This is a genomic window from Achromobacter veterisilvae (genome assembly GCF_037619525.1).
GTDB classification, from domain to species: Bacteria; Pseudomonadota; Gammaproteobacteria; order Burkholderiales; family Burkholderiaceae_B; genus Achromobacter; species Achromobacter veterisilvae.
This window is the reverse complement of record NZ_CP148753.1, coordinates 5,859,015-5,876,169: the sequence shown is the minus strand read 5'-3', so window position 1 is coordinate 5,876,169 and position 17,155 is coordinate 5,859,015. Positions and strand designations below refer to the sequence as shown.

General features: G+C 63.3%; 15 protein-coding genes and 1 pseudogene. 6 read left to right on the top strand and 10 right to left on the bottom strand.

Annotation, left to right across the window (positions count from 1 at the left end; genetic code table 11):
- The first annotated feature begins 75 nt into the window (after positions 1 to 75).
- The gene (locus WHX56_RS27325; RefSeq protein WP_338879508.1) at positions 76 to 1,470 is read left to right on the top strand and encodes an FAD-dependent oxidoreductase; all 1,395 of its coding nucleotides are present in this window, start codon (positions 76 to 78) and stop codon (positions 1,468 to 1,470) included.
- 117 nt (positions 1,471 to 1,587) lie between these two features.
- Positions 1,588 to 2,250 (top strand): GntR family transcriptional regulator, encoded by a 663-nt coding sequence (locus tag WHX56_RS27320; protein ID WP_129241673.1) that lies wholly within the window; start codon positions 1,588 to 1,590, stop codon positions 2,248 to 2,250.
- Positions 2,251 to 2,373: 123 nt separating this feature from the next.
- Here WHX56_RS27320 and WHX56_RS27315 read toward each other — a convergent pair whose 3' ends face one another.
- From WHX56_RS27315 to WHX56_RS27300, 4 genes are all read right to left on the bottom strand, one after another.
- Positions 2,374 to 3,378 carry a Bug family tripartite tricarboxylate transporter substrate binding protein gene (locus tag WHX56_RS27315; RefSeq protein WP_129241672.1) on the bottom strand — a complete coding sequence of 335 codons (1,005 nt, stop codon included), beginning with the start codon at positions 3,376 to 3,378 and terminating at the stop codon, positions 2,374 to 2,376.
- A 36-nt stretch (positions 3,379 to 3,414) separates the two neighbouring features.
- Complete coding sequence (locus WHX56_RS27310) at positions 3,415 to 5,172, bottom strand: gamma-glutamyltransferase family protein (RefSeq protein ID WP_338881845.1); 1,758 nt, start codon at positions 5,170 to 5,172, stop codon at positions 3,415 to 3,417.
- A 90-nt stretch (positions 5,173 to 5,262) separates the two neighbouring features.
- The gene (locus WHX56_RS27305) at positions 5,263 to 5,613 is read right to left on the bottom strand and encodes a cupin domain-containing protein (protein ID WP_244235057.1); all 351 of its coding nucleotides are present in this window, start codon (positions 5,611 to 5,613) and stop codon (positions 5,263 to 5,265) included.
- Positions 5,614 to 5,627: 14 nt separating this feature from the next.
- Positions 5,628 to 7,076 carry an FAD-dependent oxidoreductase gene (locus tag WHX56_RS27300; protein ID WP_338879507.1) on the bottom strand — a complete coding sequence of 483 codons (1,449 nt, stop codon included), beginning with the start codon at positions 7,074 to 7,076 and terminating at the stop codon, positions 5,628 to 5,630.
- A gap of 274 nt (positions 7,077 to 7,350) precedes the next feature.
- Between WHX56_RS27300 and WHX56_RS27295 the strand changes: the two genes are divergently transcribed.
- The gene (locus WHX56_RS27295; protein WP_129241670.1) at positions 7,351 to 8,190 is read left to right on the top strand and encodes a MerR family transcriptional regulator; all 840 of its coding nucleotides are present in this window, start codon (positions 7,351 to 7,353) and stop codon (positions 8,188 to 8,190) included.
- A 202-nt stretch (positions 8,191 to 8,392) separates the two neighbouring features.
- Here the strand turns inward: WHX56_RS27295 and WHX56_RS27290 are convergent.
- Positions 8,393 to 10,845 (bottom strand): annotated as a pseudogene (locus tag WHX56_RS27290) (TonB-dependent siderophore receptor).
- Positions 10,846 to 10,975: 130 nt separating this feature from the next.
- Positions 10,976 to 11,959, bottom strand: a complete 984-nt coding sequence (locus WHX56_RS27285; RefSeq protein WP_338879506.1) for a FecR family protein — start codon at positions 11,957 to 11,959, stop codon at positions 10,976 to 10,978.
- Positions 11,960 to 12,003: 44 nt separating this feature from the next.
- Between WHX56_RS27285 and WHX56_RS27280 the strand changes: the two genes are divergently transcribed.
- The 3 genes from WHX56_RS27280 to WHX56_RS27270 all read left to right on the top strand — a co-directional run bounded on the left by WHX56_RS27280 (position 12,004) and on the right by WHX56_RS27270 (position 14,780).
- Positions 12,004 to 12,582 carry a sigma-70 family RNA polymerase sigma factor gene (locus WHX56_RS27280; protein WP_244235055.1) on the top strand — a complete coding sequence of 193 codons (579 nt, stop codon included), beginning with the start codon at positions 12,004 to 12,006 and terminating at the stop codon, positions 12,580 to 12,582.
- 324 nt (positions 12,583 to 12,906) lie between these two features.
- Positions 12,907 to 14,049, top strand: coding sequence for a glycosyltransferase family 4 protein (locus WHX56_RS27275; protein WP_338879505.1), 1,143 nt, complete (start codon positions 12,907 to 12,909; stop codon positions 14,047 to 14,049).
- Between the two features lie 11 nt (positions 14,050 to 14,060).
- Positions 14,061 to 14,780: a YrbL family protein gene (locus WHX56_RS27270; RefSeq protein WP_338879504.1), complete on the top strand. Its 720-nt coding sequence runs from the start codon at positions 14,061 to 14,063 to the stop codon at positions 14,778 to 14,780.
- A gap of 9 nt (positions 14,781 to 14,789) precedes the next feature.
- On the opposite strand, the gene WHX56_RS27265 is transcribed toward WHX56_RS27270, so the two are convergent.
- From WHX56_RS27265 to WHX56_RS27250, 4 genes are read right to left on the bottom strand one after another with little or no spacing between them, the layout of a single operon-like run.
- Entirely contained in the window at positions 14,790 to 15,950 is a 1,161-nt protein-coding gene (locus WHX56_RS27265; RefSeq protein WP_129241665.1) for an acyl-CoA dehydrogenase family protein, read from the bottom strand.
- Between the two features lie 16 nt (positions 15,951 to 15,966).
- Entirely contained in the window at positions 15,967 to 16,362 is a 396-nt protein-coding gene (locus WHX56_RS27260) for a MaoC family dehydratase (RefSeq protein WP_338879503.1), read from the bottom strand.
- Between the two features lie 8 nt (positions 16,363 to 16,370).
- Positions 16,371 to 16,766: a hypothetical protein gene (locus WHX56_RS27255; protein ID WP_338879502.1), complete on the bottom strand. Its 396-nt coding sequence runs from the start codon at positions 16,764 to 16,766 to the stop codon at positions 16,371 to 16,373.
- Entirely contained in the window at positions 16,763 to 17,155 is a 393-nt protein-coding gene (locus WHX56_RS27250; RefSeq protein ID WP_338879501.1) for a Zn-ribbon domain-containing OB-fold protein, read from the bottom strand. Before WHX56_RS27250 ends, WHX56_RS27255 begins: the two co-directional genes overlap by 4 nt.

Here is a 17,155-nt window from a genome sequence, read left to right as displayed (position 1 = left end):
GCATGTGCCGGGCATTGAGCCAGCCAATCCGCCCGGCGGGCGGATTGGAGTTCGTTCTTTCCATGAGAAGTCGCTATGAGTAGTCTGTGGTGGGATCAGGCAAGAGGCAAGGAGCCCGCGTCACCCCCTCTTCGGGGGGCGGTGCGCGCCGATGTCTGCATTGTCGGCGGGGGTTACACCGGCTTGTGGACCGCGCTGCAATTACGCGAACGGGCGCCGGATCTGGATATCGTCCTACTCGAGGCGCGCGAGTGCGGCTCGGGCGCCAGCGGCCGCAACGGCGGTTTCATGCTCAGTTGGGCGGCGAAGTTCGAAACCTTGCTCAAGGTCTGCGGCAAGGACGAGGCCCTGCGTCTGCTGGCCGAGTCCGAGCGCATCGCGGCCGATGTGGCCGATTACCTGCAGCGCCACGAAGTCGACGCGCATTTGCGCCAGGACGGATGGCTCTGGACGGCGAGCAATACGGCGCAGATCGGTTCCTGGGCGCCCTGCGTCGAGCTGCTGGCGCGCCACGGCCAGGAGCCGTTCGTCGAGTTGCCTGTCGAGGACGTTCAACGCATGTCCGGCTCCGCGCGGCATCTGGCCGGGGTATACGCGCGCACGTCGGCGACCGTGCACCCAGGCAGGTACGTGCGGGGACTGCGTCGCATCGCCCTGGCTAAAGGAGTGCACATCTTCGAGCATTCGCCCATGCGGGCCCTGCGCGCGCGCGCAGGGCCGACGGTGTTGACAGAGCACGGCGAGTTGCGGGCTGCCAAGGTCGTGCTGGCAATGAATGCCTGGAGCACCCACTTTCGCGAACTGAATAACGGGGTCGTCGTGGTGGGCAGCGATCTGGTCGCGACGCCGTCTTGCCCCGAGATGCTGGAGAAGATCGGTTTGACCAGCGGCGCGGCCATATCCGATTCCAGACTGTTCACCAATTATTATCGGAACACCGTGGACGGGGCGATGGTTTTCGGCAGGGGAGGCGGAGACTTCGCTTTCAATGGCAGGATCGGCGATCTGTACGAAGGCGCTTCGCGCTTTGCCCGTGAAGTGTCGGACATTCTCTACCGGTTTTATCCGGAACTGGCCCGCGTCGGCACTGTGCGTAGCTGGTCGGGGCCGATCGACCGCAGCCTCGACGGGCTGCCGTGTTTCGGTCACCTGGGCGGGCATCCGGATATCGTGTACGGATACGGTTATTCGGGCAACGGCGTCGGCCCGACTTATTTGGGCGGAAAATTCCTGGCTTCGATGGTGCTGGAAAGCGACGACGCATGGCGCCATTCGCCGCTGGCGCGCGGCGTGCGCGGACGGTTTCCGCCCGAGCCGTTCCGCTATATCGGCTCGCGCATGGTCAAGGCGGCGCTGGTACGCAAGGAAGCTGCCGAAGATCGGGGACGCGCGCCCGCGCGGCTGGATACGATGCTGGCCGGCCTGGCCCCGGGCGGACTGGTGCCCGTAGGCACGAAGAAGGAGCCTTAGCCTAATAAAATTGTATTTTTTATCGTGTACTTGATCGTATAAGTCATTGGCTATAATGATGCGCCGCTTCTACGCCGTGCGCCAAAAGCGCCATCGCATTTTTCCTTACCGACATTTATGACTCGAGCCAGACGCCCAGCCAGTACATTCCAGGCCGTAATCCTCAACTTGCGAGAGAAGATTTCCCTGCAATCCATTCTGCCTGGCGCCCGTCTGACGGAAGACGAGCTCGTCGACAACTACGACATCCCCCGCGCCACGGCGCGTGAAGTGCTGGCGGTTCTCGAAGAGCGCGGCCTGGTGGTCCGGATTCCAAACAAAGGGGCTGTCGTCGCCCATGTCGACATGCAGTCCATCTATCACTATTACGATGTCCGCGAAGCGCTCGACGGCATGATGGTGCGGCTTGCCGCAAGCAATACCCGCCCCGAAGATTGGGCCGACCTGGTCGAGCAATTCGGCGAACCTTTCCAGACAGCCCTGGAGACGGGGGATGTCGATCAGTTGATCGCGCTGATCGAAACCTTCCGCGAGCGGCTGCAAAAGGCGGCCAACAACCCCATCTTGGCCGATCATGCGGAACGCGTTCACGAGCGCATCCGCATCGTCAGGCGGCGCGTCGCCCTGCTGCCCGGCCGCGCTGAAACCGTGGTGGCCGACTATCGCGCCGTCCTGGCGGCGCTGGAGCGTTCGGATGCCGTCGACGCCGAACGGCTCATGGGCATATTGAATCGCAACAATCGCGAAGCCATCAAAAAGTACGAACGCTACGTCGTATAGCGGCCCGCCCCGTCGCCGGGGCGGACGGGGCTGGTCGAATGACGACAGCCAAGCTGTCGTCTTGCAAGTCGCGGGCGATCATTGCGTCATCCGGGTGTTATCGGTTCCAGCCCGGCTCAACGCTCAATCAAGCGTCGCGCCGGAATCCTTGACGACTTTCGTCCACTTCGAAATTTCCTTGGAGACATGGTTTCCGAAGTCGGACGGCGACGCGCTGGCTACCGGCCGCACGCCAATCGTTTCGAACTGGTGCGCGACTTCCGGCATTTTCAGTGTCGATTCGATGTTGTCGTACAGCTTGGCGACGATGTCGTCCGGAGTCTTGGCGGGAACTACGATTCCGTGCCATGCGACAGCCTCATACCCGGGAAGGGTCTGCGATACCGTGGGCACGCCTTCCAACTGAGAGGATGGCTGCGCGGACGTAACCGCGAGCGCCTTGACGGCATTGGCGCGAATTTGAGGCAGGGCGGACGAGCTATTGTCGAACATGACCTGGATTTGTCCGCCTCTCAGATCGGTCATCGCCGGCGAGCTGCCCTTGTACGGCACATGGATAAGATCGACTTTAGCCATCGACTTGAACAGTTCCGCCGCCAGGTGCGTCGATGTCCCGACGCCGGCCGAACCATAGGCCAAGGCTCCCGGTTGCGATCGAGCAAGGTCGATCAGTTCCTGCACATTGTTGACATTCAATTTGTTGCTGACGATCAGGACGTTGGGCAGCTCGGCAAGTTGAGAGACGGGCTGGAAGTCCGTCGCGAATTTGAACTGCAGGTTGCGATACAGCGACTCGTTTATCGCATTCGCGGTGGTGGCGAATAGCAGCGTATAGCCGTCCGCGGGGGCATCCGCGACGAATTGCGTGCCGATGTTGCCGCCTGCGCCGGGCTTGTTTTCGACAATGACCGGCTGGCCGATCTTCTTCGCAAGTTGCGATGCCACGATGCGGGCGACGGCGTCGGTCGCGCCGCCGGCCGTGTAAGGGACGACCAGCCTTATCGGCCTCGTCGGATAGTCCTGCTTGCTATATGCGCTCGTCGTAAAGGCGAGCGCGATTGCCGTCGCGCCGAGCAGCATGGCACGGCGTGCGGAATTGTGAGGTTTGCCGGATTTGGGGATACCCATTGTCTTCTCTCTATTAGTTCAAATTGATTTGATCGTTCACCAGCCGATCGCATACGCGGCTGCCCGACGCGGGTCCGCGCCGGCATGCAGGTTTCCATCCTGGAGGTTCGCGAAGACTGTGCACACGCCGCCGGCGCGCCAGATCCAATCCGGCCAGCGTTGGATGTCGTGTCCCAAATCCCGAAGGGCGGCCTCGGTGTTCTCGGCGATGCGGCCCTCCAGGCTCAGGCGGCCCGGGTAGTACGCATGGGGCGCAAAGGAATCCGGATGGCTATAGGAAATGAATCGCGGCTGTTCGATGGCCGTCTGCGGGTCCATGCCGAAGACGGCGATGTTGAGAAGCACCTGCAACATCGCCTGCACCTGGCTGTCGCCGCCCGGGCTGCCGAATGGCAGGACAAATTCGCCGTCCTTGATCGCCAAAGCCGGATTCGGCGTCAACCGGGGACGTTTGCCCGGCTCGACGCTCGCCGCGTGGCCAATAATGCCTCTCGATTGCGAACCGCGCGACGACGGGCAAAGCCCCGTGCCCGGTATCACGATCGTGTCTGTCGAGACGTCGCTCGGCGTTGCGGAGAACGCATTGCCGAAGGAGTCGACTACCGCCACATACGACGTATCCAGAGGAGCATCGATTTCAGGCGCAAGCTTCGCCGCCTTGACGGGTTCCCCTTCGTAGCCCGGGATGACGCCGTGCGGCGGCATCTCCGGCCAGGCCCGATCCGGTCGAATCATTTTTTTCCGCTCTTCGGCATAGGCGCGGGAGAGCAGGGCTTTGGCGGGAACGTCGATGAAATCGGGATCCGAGTAATACCGTTCGCGGTCGGCGAACGCCAACTTCAAAGCCTCGGCGACATGGTGGATGTAGGCAGGGGTGTTATGGCCCAGCGACTTGAGGTCGGTGCCTTCCAGAATATTGAGCGCCTGCAGCAGAGCAGGCCCCTGGCACCAGAATCCGCATGAATAGACGTCGATTCCGTTGAATCGGGTGTGCTGGGGCTCTTCGATGCGGGGTTTGTAGTCGGCAAGATCGCGCGCCGTCAAAAGGCCGCCATTTTCCTCATGGAACTTGACTATGGCGCGCGCTATATCTCCCTTGTAGAAAGCGTCATGGGCAGCCTGGAGCTTTTGTTCGCGCGAGCCCGCCATCGCCGTCTCCTGGTCTGCCATGTACTGCAGGCTTTTTGCGAGGTCGGACTGGACGAACACGTCGCCTACCTTGGGAGGTTTGCCGTTGGGCAGATAAATCGCGGCATTCGAAGGCCAGCGCGCGAACTTGTGCTTGGCTTCCTCCATCCGGTCGGCAAGGAACGGATACATGACAAAGCCGTCGCGCGCGAAGCGGATCGCATACTGCGCGACTTCCGCGAAACTCTTCGTGCCGTATTCGCGCAGCGCAAGGATCCAGGCCGCGGGGGCAGCCGGAACGACGGTGCGCAGCAATCCTTCCGGGATAACTCCGCCGTGGTTTTCGGCGAACAGCTTGCTGGTCGCCGCTTTCGGCCAACCGCCCAGACCGTCGATAGTGATGGTTTTACGGCGGTCGGCCAGATAAATCGCCATGGGAGCGACACCGGCGATGTTGACCTGGTCGCTATGTACGACGCCGAGCACCACTCCGGCGGCCACGCCTGCGTCGACGGCGTTTCCGCCTGCCTCCAGGATCTGGAATGCGGCATGCGAGGCCAGATAGTGGCCGCTGGACACGACGTGCTTTCGGGCGGAAATGACCGGGCGATGGGCGTGATAGGTTGTTTCGACAGCGGCTGAGGCGCTAAATGAATCGACCGACATAATGATCTCTAAAGTCAAAAACACGCAGATTTGCCTCGCCCTATCAAGGCGGACGGGCAAGCATGTGAATAGCGGGGAGGGCGTCCCGTGTTAATCGAGCACGATAAAAGTCTTGCGGATTGCCTGGAGCACGTTCCAGGTGCCGAAGCAGTCGGCAGGAAAGTACACCGCGTCTCCGGCGTTGATCTCGACGGGTTCGCCGCCATCGGGCGTGAATGTGCAGCGGCCTTCCAGGAAATGGCTGAACTCGCGTTTCGTGATCTGACGGCGGAACGATCCTTCCGTGCATTCCCAGATTCCCGAGCTTGCTCCCTGGTCTTCGGGAATCGGGGCCGCGGCGGAGCGCGCGCTTGGACGTTGCCGTCCGGGCATCTCAGGCATTGCCTCGAACGCAGGCATGGCGGCGATGGTTGCGGTGTTGATCACGACGGGCTTTTTCATTACGGCTCCATTTATCAGGATTTATCTTCCAATCCGGAGGGCGCCAGGCTGGCCAGACGTACGTCCAACCAGGCGGGCTTCACTCCTTGAGCTTCCGACCGCTCCTTGCGGAGCACTGCATTGCGCACTACGTTCCCGCCGATGAAACGGATGAGATCGGGGGGGAAAGTCCGGCAGTTTCGATTTACCAATGCGCATGAAGACCATTCGTCATGGACCCCAAGCGCGAGGCTGGAGAGGATCTTTCCGCCGATGTAGCTGGGTGCTACGCCGTTCCCGCTCCAGCCCACGCCATAGCAGATGTGGTCCGCCGCCTTCAAGCGGCCGAACACGGGCAGGCTGTCGAAAGTACGGTCGACCGGGCCGCTCCATTTGTCCGCGATGGCGACGTTCGACAGCTCCGGATAGGCGCGGCGAAAATCGGCCTCCGTGAGTTCGAGTGCCTTGGGATCCCGGCTGAAGGTGTTGCCGATCCGGCGGCCGGCCTCAATCGCCCCGGTACCCTTGCCGTACACAATGCGTCCGTCCCTTGTGGTTCGGTAATAGCCGACCATGAGTTGCGAGTCGGTGATCGCTTCTCCGCCAGTCCAACCGATCTGTTTCAGCCTGTCGGGGATGGGTTCGGTCACCACGATTGCGCTGCTTACCGGCGTAATCAGACGCGCCAACTCCGGAATGGCGACAGCCCAAGCGTTGTTTGCGATCACAACGGTCGAGGCCGATAGTTCCCCCTCGGCCGTGACCAGCACCGCAGGCGGGCCCACTTGCAGGGAATCGACGCGCGACCTCTCAAAGATCTGGATGCCCTTGGACAGAGCTACCCGCCGCAGCCCGGCTACCAGCGCGGCGGGCTGGACGGTCGCATTGCTGGGTTCGATGACACCCGCCAAGTGAAAGCGCGAGCCGGATCTTTGAGCGACCTCCCGGGGAGTCAGGCTTTTGAATGGAGTACGCCCAAGGCGTTGGCACATTGCCAGCGTCCCGGCCCAGGCTTCCTGCTGTGCATCGTTGGTAGCTGTCCACATCCAGCCGCGCTGCGTGAAGTGCGCGTCAATGCCGTGTTCGGCGCAGAATTTTCCCAGCGCGGAAACAGCGCCCTCCGATTCGACAGCCAGCCTCAACGCCTCGCTACGGTCCGAAATTCCTAGCAGCGTCCCGATTTTCGGCCACCAAGACATCGCGAAGCCGCCGTTTCTGCCGGAGGCGCCGCCTCCGCATACGTCCTGTTCGAGCACCGCCACCGCCGCAGCGGGCGCGGCTTCCTTGATGGCGAGCGCAGTCCACAACCCGACGAAGCCGCCTCCGACGATTGCGACGTCCGCGCGCTGGCGGCCGGTCAACCGCGTCCTTGGAGAGCGGCCAAGCCCGGCCTCGTTGAACCAGTGGCTTCTCGCGAGCGACGGCATGGCCACCGCCGAGCCGAGTTGAATGCTTCGGATGCGCATGTTGGAATTCGGAATCATTAAAAAACTACATATTTTCTGTCTACAGAAATAATATAGTTATTTTTTAATTCCGCCCTATGGGTGTTTACCCGGGGCAAGTTCATTGGCTCTAAGGGCGCCGAGCCGTGTTTTGCCGAATTTCGGATGCGCCAAGACGCTGGCCGGGCCGGCCATCAGGCGAGCCAAGGCCCCTCGGCAATCTGGCATAAGCCCGTGTAAACTACATCTTTTCTGTAGAATCTTGCGTCGGGGGCGCTCTCAGCGCGAACGCGCGCAAGAGCAAACATCAGTGATGACGACAGCTAATTTTCGGATCGGTGACATTGCGCGACTGACCGGTATCAGCATCTCAACACTGAGGCTCTGGGAACAACATGGCTTGATCACCCCGGAACGGACAGAAAAAGGCCAGCGCGTCTATACCGATGCGCAACTGCAGAAAGTTCATACTATTCAAAGGCTGAGGCGGGTCGAAGGCCTGAACATGACCGCCATCAAGCGAGTCATCGCCTCGCAGTTTCCGTCCCCCCCGCAGGCATCTTCTGACGACGCCTCCATCCCCGGCAGCTACACCCCTGACGTGACTCCCTTGGGAGCTCGCTTTCGAGCGGCGCGCGTAAGCGGCGGAATGTCGTTGAAACAGGCGGCGGATGCATCCGGCTTGCCTATTTCGTTCATTTCGACGTTTGAGCGAACGAATCGAGGGGCAACCGTCGCGAGCCTCCAGAAGCTGGCGGCCAGCTATGGCACCACGGTGACCGAGCTGTCGACGAGCGGCTCGCGGTCAACGGCCATAGCGGCCGAAGTCGTGAGACGCGGCGAGGAAATCGTCGCGCCGCAATTCGAGCCCGGCATCAGGATTTTGCAGCTCGCGAACCAATTGCAGGCATTGGACTGTCAACGGTGGATTCTCGCGCCCGGCGTCCGAAGCGAGGGGGCCTACTCGCATGCCGGCGAGGAGTTCATCCACGTTCTGAAAGGCGAGCTCATCATCACCGTGGACAATGATGCCGCTGTCCGGTTGCATGTCGGAGACAGTATTTCCTTTGACAGCCGCAAACCCCACATGTGGGTAGCCAATGGGGAGGGCGAGACGGAGCTTCTTTGGGTGAACACGCCGAAGAGCTATTGAACCCGCGTGGGAAGCGAGGCGCGCCTGGCGCGCCGGGGGCGGTTCAACGCAAGAAAGAAGGCAAGATCAGGACGCCCTTCGTCCTTGGTGCAATCATTGACCTGCGCCATTGCCTTGACCTGTTCGGCCCTGATGGAATGGTGCAGGCCAGGCAGTGCATCACGCCCCGCGCCGCACAGGTCGACCAATGGGTCGAGAACTCCTACCACTTATACGTCACCCGGCCCAGCACGGTGCGGCTCTCTCCGTAGAAGCAGGCATAGGTGCAGGACGCCACGTAGTCCTTGTCGAACAGGTTGCGCACCGTGATGTCGGCGGTCCAGCCCTTGAAGGAAGGATTGCGCGCGCCGAAGTCGTAGCGCAGGGCCGCGTCGAACACGGTGTAATCGCCGACTTTGGCGGTATTGGCGCTGTTGACGGTGGACCCCATATAGCGCACGCCGGCGCCGACATTCAGCCCCGCGAGCGCGCCCGCCTGCACCGTGTAATCGGACCAGAGCGAGGCCATGTTGCGGGGCACGGCCTCGGGCGTGTTCCCCTGGGTGTTGGAATTGCTCTTGGTGATCTCGGCGTCGGTGTAGGTGTAGGCCGCGATCAGGTTCCAGCCCGACGCCACGTTGGCCGTGGCGGATAATTCAAAGCCGCGCGAGCGCACTTCGCCTTCTTGCACGCTGTAGATCGGGTTGGCGAGGTCGGTCGTCGGGACGTTGGTGCGCGTCAGCTCGAAAATGGATGCCGTCACGAACGAGTTCGAGCCTTTGGGCTGGTACTTGACGCCCGCCTCCCACTGTTTGCCCTTGGTCGGGTCGAACGGCGCGGTGCCGCGGGCCGGCGAGGTGGTTCCGGCCTGCGGCTGGAACGAGGTGGAATAGCTGAGGTAAGGCGCCAGGCCGTTGTCCGCGAGATAGAGCAGGCCGGCGCGCCACGTGAACGCGTTGTCGCCGGTGCGCGTATCGGCGCCCGTGAGCTTGTTCAGCGTCTTGCCGTCCGCGTCGTCGTAGCGGCCGCTCAGCACCATCACGAGCTTGTCGTCGAATTTGATCTGGTCCTGCAGGTACAGGCCGACTTGGCTGCGCTTCTCGTTGGTGTAGGTATCGGGCCGCGCCGGCAGCACCACGCTGGAGCCGTACACGGGATCGAAGAAGTCGATCGGCGCGAGGTTGTTGTAGCCGGCGTACTGCTTGCGGGTGAGCGAGGTCTCCGTGTAGTCGAGGCCGAACAGTACGTTGTGCTTGAAGCGGCCGGATTGCCAATTGGCCTCGAATTGGTTGTCGACGCTTACGCCGTGGGCGTCGTCGTCGCGCCGGTAGGCGCCGCGCTCGGCCGTCGAGAAATTGCTGCCGGCCACCCAGCTCCACCAGTACGCATGATTCGCGCGGTTGCGCGATTGGGCGTAGTTCAGGTTCTGCCTGAACTGCCAAGTGTCGTTGAAACGATGCGCGAACTGATAGCCCACATTGCCCATCTCCTGGTCCCATTTGCTCCAGTCGGGTTCGCCGGTGAAGCGGTCCCGCGAGATGCGGCCGTTCGGGTTGTACTTGACGGTGCCTTCCTCCGGGTAGCCGGCGTTGTTGACGGTTTTGTTCTTCATGTAGCTCGCCAGCAGCGTCAGCGAGGTGTCCGGACTGATGCGCCAAGTGAGCGCGGGCGCGAAGTAGTAGCGGTCGTCCGGGATATGATCGATCATCGTGTCGGCGTTGCGCACCAGCCCGGTCAAGCGGTAGGTCAGCCGGCCGTCGTTGTCGATGCTGCCGCCGAAGTCGCCGGCGAGCTGCCTGTTGTCGTGGGAACCTCCGCTCAGTTGCAGTTCGTGCAAGGGCGTTTCGGTCGGACGCTTGGACACGACGTTGACGATGCCGCCCGGCGAGGCCTGGCCGTAGAGCACCGATGCCGGGCCTTTCACGACTTCGATGCGCTCGAGCGCATAGGGTTCGGACATCACGCTGTAGTGAGGCAGGGGCATTTTCAGCCCATCGCGGAACATGACGCCCGGATTGGTGCGCACGTCGAAGCCGCGGATGATGAAGGGATCGTCGGTGCGATTGAAGCCTTCCTGTACGACGATGCCGGGCGTGTAGCGCACGGCGTCGCCCAGGGTCTGCGGATTCTGTTCGCGGATCTGCGCGGACGTGACCACCGAAATCGACTGCGGCACCTCGATCAAGGGGGTATCGGTCTTGGTGCCCGCGGTCGTCGCCGAAGCCACGTAAGTCTCGGAGTCCGGCAGGGCGCCGATCACGTTTACCGCCGGCAGCGTGGAGGTTTGCGGCACGGCCGTGAGCGTGACGGTGTTGTTCTGGATCGAGTAGCGGATGTTGCGGCCGTTCAGCAGGCGCTCCAGCGCCTCGGTGGGCTCCATCCGGCCGCGCACGGCCTGGCTGCGCAGGCCTTCGATCAGGTCCTGGCTGTACAAGACTTGCAGATTGGCCTGCCGGCCAAGCTCGTGCAGCGCCTGGGCGAGGTTCTGGGAAGGAATGTTGATGTCGACCGGGGCGGCCTGTACCGAGGCGCTTAGCGAGGCGAGCGCACCCAGCAGCGCAAGGATCAAACGGCGGGGGTGGAACGGGGAATGCTGGCCGCGGAGGGCGGCGTTCGATCTGGCTCGCATGAGGGCTGTCTAACCGAAAAAGGATTGAGAGTAATTACGACTGACAATCATTAAGACGGCCTTGCGGCGCGAACTAGGAACGCAGAGTTGAAACTAAATGAAACCACCCGCGGGCGAGCCGCCGCGGGGCCGGTCCGGCATCGGTCCGGGAGCCGGCCAGCGATGGGCCGCCGCTGTTTATCGAGGAGGATTGGGCACCAGCGCCAAGCTGCCATCGGCCTTGCGCAAGGTACGGACAGGAAGAATGTCCGGCAATGCCCGGATCAGTTCCGCCACGTTGCGCACATCGTAAGTGCCGCCCAGGCGCAGGCCCGCGACGGCGGGATCCACCGTCGTGTAGCGTGCGTCGGCGGGCAAGTAGCGATTGATCTGCATGATGGCGTCGCGCAGCGTGGCATTGTCCAGCACCAGCTTGCCATGGCGCCAGGCCGCCGAGTCGGCGCCGCTCACGGCCCGGGTGACGGGATCGCCGCGGCTGGTGTAGCGCGCCTGGGTCAGCGGTTGAAGGCTCACCTTCTTGCCGGTTTCGCCGGCGCGCAGATCCACGCTGCCTTCGACCAGGGTGACGATGACGGTGTCGCCCGATTTCCAGACATTGAACGCGGTGCCGGTGACGGTGACCGTGCCGGAGCCTGCTTCGACCACGAAGGGATGGGCGGCATCGTGCGAGACGCGGAAATACGCTTCGCCGTCGCTCAGGCGCACGCGCCGCGTGTCGCGGTAGTTGCGGTACACCATGGCCGTGTCGATATTCAGGTCGACCTCGCTGCCGTCGTCCAGCGTGACAGTCGCCATCTGCGCGCCGCTGCCGTAGCGGTGGTAGGAACTGGGGAGCAGGGCGAACCACCAGCCCGCGCCCCAGCAGGCCAGGCCCAGCGCGCAGGCGCCGAGGGCCCATCGGGCGGCGGCGTGCGAACGGCTCGGCCGCACCCGTGGCGCGGCCGCGGTTTCCTCGGCCGGCAGGTCCCGGGCCATCATCCAGAGATCGCGCACCGCCTCGTATTCGCGGGCATGGCGCGGGTCCGCCTCGAGCCAGGCTTGCAGCGCCGCGCGGTCCTGTTCGGAACAGGATTCGTCATGGATGCGCACGCACCATTCCACGGCCTGCTCGGTCAGGACGTCATCCTGCTTGCCGGAGGAAATCGTGGGAGGGACGGCCATGGCTGTTAATATAAATGAGATTTGTTACACTTCAGGCGCCGTGCATGGCTCTCAAGGAAAGCACGGTTCCAGGCGGCATTATGCAGGATCCCGCCTTTTGCGCCTCAGTCGGGATCACACGGGGGAAGGCCCGGATGGAGCAGTACTACAAAGATCTGTTGCGATTCCTTGGGCGCAAACTTGGCAATTCACACGATGCCGCCGACGTTGCCCAGGAGGCCTACGTGCGCGTGCTCGATCGCAACGGAGACTGCGCCATCGCCCAGCCGCGGGCATTTCTTTTCCGTGCCGCGCTCAATCTCTGCACCGACCTGCACCGCAACCGGCACCGTGCCCAGGCCGTGCCGCTGGACGCCGAAGCCGAGGCCGTCATGTGCGAGGCGCCGCTGCAGGATGAGCGGTTTTATCGCCGTCAGCAGTTGGCGCGCCTGGAGCGCGCCCTGCGGGAACTGCCGCCCGCTTGCCGCCAAGCGTTCCTGATGCGGCAGGTCGAAGGCATGTCCCACGGCGAAATCGCCAAGAGCCTCGATATCTCCGTCGACATGGTGAACAAGCACCTCACGCGCGCGCTGCGCCATTGCCGCACCCGCATGCGCGCCTGGGAACACGACGCCGGCGCTTGAATTTTTCGGCCTGCCGCCGCTTCGGATGCGAAGCCCCCTCGCGCCGTCCGGGGCCGGGATTCCGGCGCGAAACCGTCGCGTCCACGCAACGAATAGCCCCAAAATTGGATCGCCATGACGGTGGAAAAGACATTTCCAGATTCCGCGCTTATAGGCAATAGCGGTTGGTAGCCGGCGGAATCACCGGGTTTTCCCGGAAATCCGATCGATTTGCGTGCGGCGTATTGCTTGCGCTATCGCCGCCCCGCATATAAATTTGTTTGATCGATCAAGCAAGCAATAGCGCGGTCTTTTCCATGCGGAAAGCGTCGCGCCACCCATCCTATGCCTTCCGAAACATCCGGACTCTTGCGCATTGCGCATGCCGAGGCGGCTCTCGGCTTTGCCGGCCAAGAACGCAGAATCCTCAAAGAAATGCAGGCCATGCGAGAACGCGGCCACCATGTGGAACTGATATGCAGGCCAGAAGCAAAGCTCGTCCAGGCCGCGACCGAAGCCGGTATTCCGGTGCGTACGCTGCCCATGGGGGGACTGCTGAATTTGCTGCGCGGCGCGCCCAAGGTTTGTCGCATACTGCGAGAGGGCCATTTCGATGTCCTCAATACGCATAGCCGCATCGACACCCTGCTGGCCGGATTGGGCGCGCGCATGGCGGGCACGCCGCTGATCGTGCGTACCCGCCACTTGACCAACCGGGTCAATTCCATGCTGGCATACACCTGGGTGCCGCACCGGGTCACCACTGTCAGCAATCATGTCCGGGAATACCTGATCGAGCGGGGGGTGCCGGCCGATCGCGTGGAAACGATCTATTCCCCCATCACTCTGCCGCCGCCGGGTCTCCGGTCGGCGCTGCGCGAAGAACTGAACCTGCCGTCCAAGGCCGTGGTGGTCTGCTGTGTGGCCATCCTGAGGGCCACCAAGGGGCACCGCGAACTCATCGAAGCCCTGCGGCCTCTGATGAAGGACCGGCCCCAGGTGCATCTGGTCCTGGTGGGCAGCGGGTCGCCCATGTTCGAACAGTTGCAGTCCATGATCGAAGAAATCGGCCTGGCCGACCGCATCCACATGCTGGGATTTCGTCATGACGTGCCCAACATCCTGGCCGGCAGCGATATTTTCGCCCTGGCGACCCAGAAAGAGGCGTCGGGCACCGTCTATGTCGAGGCCGCCGCCGCGGGCCTGCCCGTCATCGGCGTCGACGTGGGCGGTGTGAGCGAAATGGTGAAGAACGGGGAGACGGGCATATTGGTGCCGGCGGGCGAGGTCGCGGGGCTTCGGGCCGCGCTGGCCAATCTGCTGGACGATGACGGCCTGCGGGCGCGCATGGGCGCGGCGGGTAAGCGCATGGTGTATGCCGAGGGCAAGTTCTCGTTGGCTGGCCTGGCGGAACGCACGGAGCAGGTCTACCGCACCTGGCTCGCGCAACTTGGCTTCCACGGCCCGGCCGCGCCGGGCTCGCATTAGACGCCAGCCACATGTTCAAAGTATCCGTACGGCATGGCGTGGCCGAGCCCCCTCCCAGCGCGCTTGGGTTGAAGGTCCTTTCCCAAGTGCCCTCCCTTCCGGGGGCCAGCGCGCCGTTCGAAATCCTGGACCTGAGGCAGGTCACCATCGCGGCGGCGGGCAGCGAGCGCGATGTGTATCTGCACCCTACCGACGGGTCTCTGCTCATCAAGATCATCAACCGGGCGCGCATCGACGAGGTCGGCCGCAAGCGTCCCTGGCACAAGCGTTTCCAGCGCGAGGACGCGCATCGCGTCTTCATCGCGGAAATCGTCGAGTACATCGCCACGACCGTGCGCCAAAGGGCGGACCAGGGCAATACGCTGATGGCGCGCATCGCCGGCGTGGTCTTGACCTCGCAGGGCCTGGGGCTGGTGGTGGAGCGCATCGTGGATGTGCGCGGAGACCTCGCGCCCACGCTCAGGCAGGTGGTGGCCCAGCAGGGTTTCGGACCGGAGCTTCGCGTTCTGGTGCACGAATTCTTCATGGGGCTGATCGATGCGCACGTGATCTTCAACGACGTCAGCGCCAGCAACATCGTCCTGGGCTTCAATGCCGACGGACGGAAGGGGCTCTATCTGGTGGACGGCTTCGGATCCAAGCAATTGCTGCCGCTTTATGCCTGGAGCAAGGTGCTCAACGGCAGGCGCCTGCTGCGCAAGTACCAGGAAATGGCGCGCAAGCTGTCATAGCGCCCGGCGCTATCCGCGCCTGCCTGGGTGTATTCCCATTGTCTTCGCGATGACTTCCAGCATGATTTCGTTGGCGCCGCCGCCGATGGCGGTCTGCCGGAGGTCGCGATAGGCGCGAGAGATCCAGTTCTCCGTCATGACTCCCTGGCCTCCCCAGAACTGGAGGCATTCGTTCGGGATCTTCATGGATAGCTTGCCCGCGTAGTACTTGGCCATCGAGGCGAACTGCGCGATGTCCTGGCCGTCCAGGTATTGTTCTATGGCGCGATACAGCAGCGAGCGCAAAGCCTGGATTTCAGTCTGCATTTCGGCCAGCTTGTGGTAGACCACCTGGTTCGACAGCACCGTGCCGCCGAACACTTGCCGCTGGCCCGCATAGTCGATGGTTTCCTCGATGGCCCGCTCCATCGACCGCATGCCGCGTGCCGCGACGAACATGCGCTCTTCCTGGAACTGCTCCATCTGGTAGATGAACCCCATGTTCTCTTCGCCGATGCGGTTGCTTGCCGGCACCCGCACGTCGTCGAAGAACAGTTCCGCCGTGTCGGAAGCGCGCAGCACCAGTTTGTCCAGCTTGCGCGAAACGCTGACGCCGGGGGATTTCAGGGGCACGATGATGAGGGACTTGTTCCGGTGAGGCCCGCCTTCCTGCGAGGTGTTGCACAGCAGGCAGATCCAGTCGCCCTGGACGCCGTTGGTAATCCACATCTTCGAGCCATTGATGATGTAGTCGCCGCCGTCGCGGCGCGCCCAGGTCTTGATTTGGGAAACGTCCGAACCCGCGGAGGCTTCGCTGACGCCGATGCAGCCCACCAGGTCTCCCGCGATGGTCGGCGCCAGGTATTCGCGCTTGAGCGCATCGCTGCCGTGATGCGCGAGGGCGGGGGTGCACATGGTGCTTTGCACGCCGATGGCGGAGGTCAGTCCGCTGGAACGGACCTCTCCCAGGGTTTCCGCAAAGACCATTTCGTAGCTGAAGTCCAGCTCCATGCCCCCGTACTCGGCGGGTTTGCCTATGCCCAGCAGGCCGGCGGATCCGAAGGCCTTCATGACGCGATGGGCGGGAAACATCTGTTCCGCCTCCCATTCGTCCAGATACGGGTCGAGGTGTTCGGCGATGATGCGCCGGGTGGTCCGCTCCAGTTCGCGATGCTCATGGGTGAAGTGCACGACTTTCCTCCGTGGATTAATTGGCCGCCGGGGCCGGGCGGGCGCCGGCCAGCGCGACCTGGCCGGCGATCAGCGTGGCGCCGGCGGCGTCCTTGACCCAGACGCCGAATCGTCCGGGGGAGCCGGCGAGGCTTTCGCCGCCGGCGACGATGGCGCCGCCGGCATGCAGCGGCTTCAGGAACCGGATGTCCAGATCGAACCGATCGAGGGCCGCGGGGCCGAACGTGCGCGCCAGCGATTGCCAGATAAGGTTGACCGACAGGGTGCCGTGGGCAATCGTGCCGCCCATCGGCGTCGCGGCGGCGAATGTCGGATCGACGTGCAGGGGATTGAAATCGTCGGTCAGTTCGGCGTAGAGGTCGATGTCCGCCTGGCTGACTGTCATGGAGACGGTTTCCAGGGTTCGTGGCATGGCGGTCATCAGGCGGCCCATATCAGATTCATCTTTCCGGTATAGAGCGCCCGGCCGCCCGCGCCCTTGCCGCTGACCTCCAATTGAAGATAACGGCGGTCGCGCCGCATTTCCTTGTCCAGGCAGCGCACGCGGGACCGGACCACCTCGCCGGCCAGCGGCAGGTTCCGGACGGCGAGCTCCTGGCGCGCATGGATGTTGCCGGGCGGCCGAGGCGCCACGATGTTCAGGTAGGCCCGCATCATCAAGGCGACGGCGAGGCCGGCCTGGCGGGCCGGCGCGTCTTGCGCCTGTGCGCCGAACAGGCGATCCCAGACGGCAAGCAGGTTCGCGTCCAGCGGTTCTTCCCAATCGCCGAGGACGGCGCCGGGCGTAAAGCGTTCATAGGTGTACAGATCGCTCATGGCGTCTCCGGTTCTGCGATGGGGACCGCTTGGTCGCCGCGCGGCTCGAACCCGATCCGCACCCGCTGGCCGATGGCCAGCGGCGCGCCGCGCGCATTGATCATCAACCGGAAGCCTTCGTCCAGGTCGACCAGGGCGATGACATAGGGGGTGTCGGCTTTGAAGGCGGCGGTGGGGGCGCGATGCACGGTGGTGTGGCTGAGCACGGTGCCCTGGCCGGCGGAGTCGCGCCAGGACAGCCGCAGGCCATGGCAATTCGCGCAGACGCCGCGGGGAATGCGTTGGACCGCGCCGCAGTCCTCGCAGGCCTGATAGCGCAGGATGCGGTTCCGGCAGCCGTCCCAGAAAGGGCGGGTGTCGGCAGTGGGGCGAATAGGAGGCTTTTCCAT

Bases quoted from the DNA above. Each gene is read 5' to 3' on its own strand.
- WHX56_RS27325 (WP_338879508.1), top strand. From the start codon at position 76: ATGAGTAGTCTGTGGTGGGATCAGGCAAGAGGCAAGGAGCCCGCGTCA.
- WHX56_RS27320 (WP_129241673.1), top strand. From the start codon at position 1,588: ATGACTCGAGCCAGACGCCCAGCCAGTACATTCCAGGCCGTAATCCTC.
- WHX56_RS27315 (WP_129241672.1), bottom strand. From the start codon at position 3,378: ATGGGTATCCCCAAATCCGGCAAACCTCACAATTCCGCACGCCGTGCC.
- WHX56_RS27310 (WP_338881845.1), bottom strand. From the start codon at position 5,172: ATGTCGGTCGATTCATTTAGCGCCTCAGCCGCTGTCGAAACAACCTAT.
- WHX56_RS27305 (WP_244235057.1), bottom strand. From the start codon at position 5,613: ATGAAAAAGCCCGTCGTGATCAACACCGCAACCATCGCCGCCATGCCT.
- WHX56_RS27300 (WP_338879507.1), bottom strand. From the start codon at position 7,076: ATGATTCCGAATTCCAACATGCGCATCCGAAGCATTCAACTCGGCTCG.
- WHX56_RS27295 (WP_129241670.1), top strand. From the start codon at position 7,351: ATGACGACAGCTAATTTTCGGATCGGTGACATTGCGCGACTGACCGGT.
- WHX56_RS27285 (WP_338879506.1), bottom strand. From the start codon at position 11,959: ATGGCCGTCCCTCCCACGATTTCCTCCGGCAAGCAGGATGACGTCCTG.
- WHX56_RS27280 (WP_244235055.1), top strand. From the start codon at position 12,004: ATGGCTCTCAAGGAAAGCACGGTTCCAGGCGGCATTATGCAGGATCCC.
- WHX56_RS27275 (WP_338879505.1), top strand. From the start codon at position 12,907: ATGCCTTCCGAAACATCCGGACTCTTGCGCATTGCGCATGCCGAGGCG.
- WHX56_RS27270 (WP_338879504.1), top strand. From the start codon at position 14,061: ATGTTCAAAGTATCCGTACGGCATGGCGTGGCCGAGCCCCCTCCCAGC.
- WHX56_RS27260 (WP_338879503.1), bottom strand. From the start codon at position 16,362: ATGCCACGAACCCTGGAAACCGTCTCCATGACAGTCAGCCAGGCGGAC.
- WHX56_RS27255 (WP_338879502.1), bottom strand. From the start codon at position 16,766: ATGAGCGATCTGTACACCTATGAACGCTTTACGCCCGGCGCCGTCCTC.
- WHX56_RS27250 (WP_338879501.1), bottom strand. From the start codon at position 17,155: ATGGAAAAGCCTCCTATTCGCCCCACTGCCGACACCCGCCCTTTCTGG.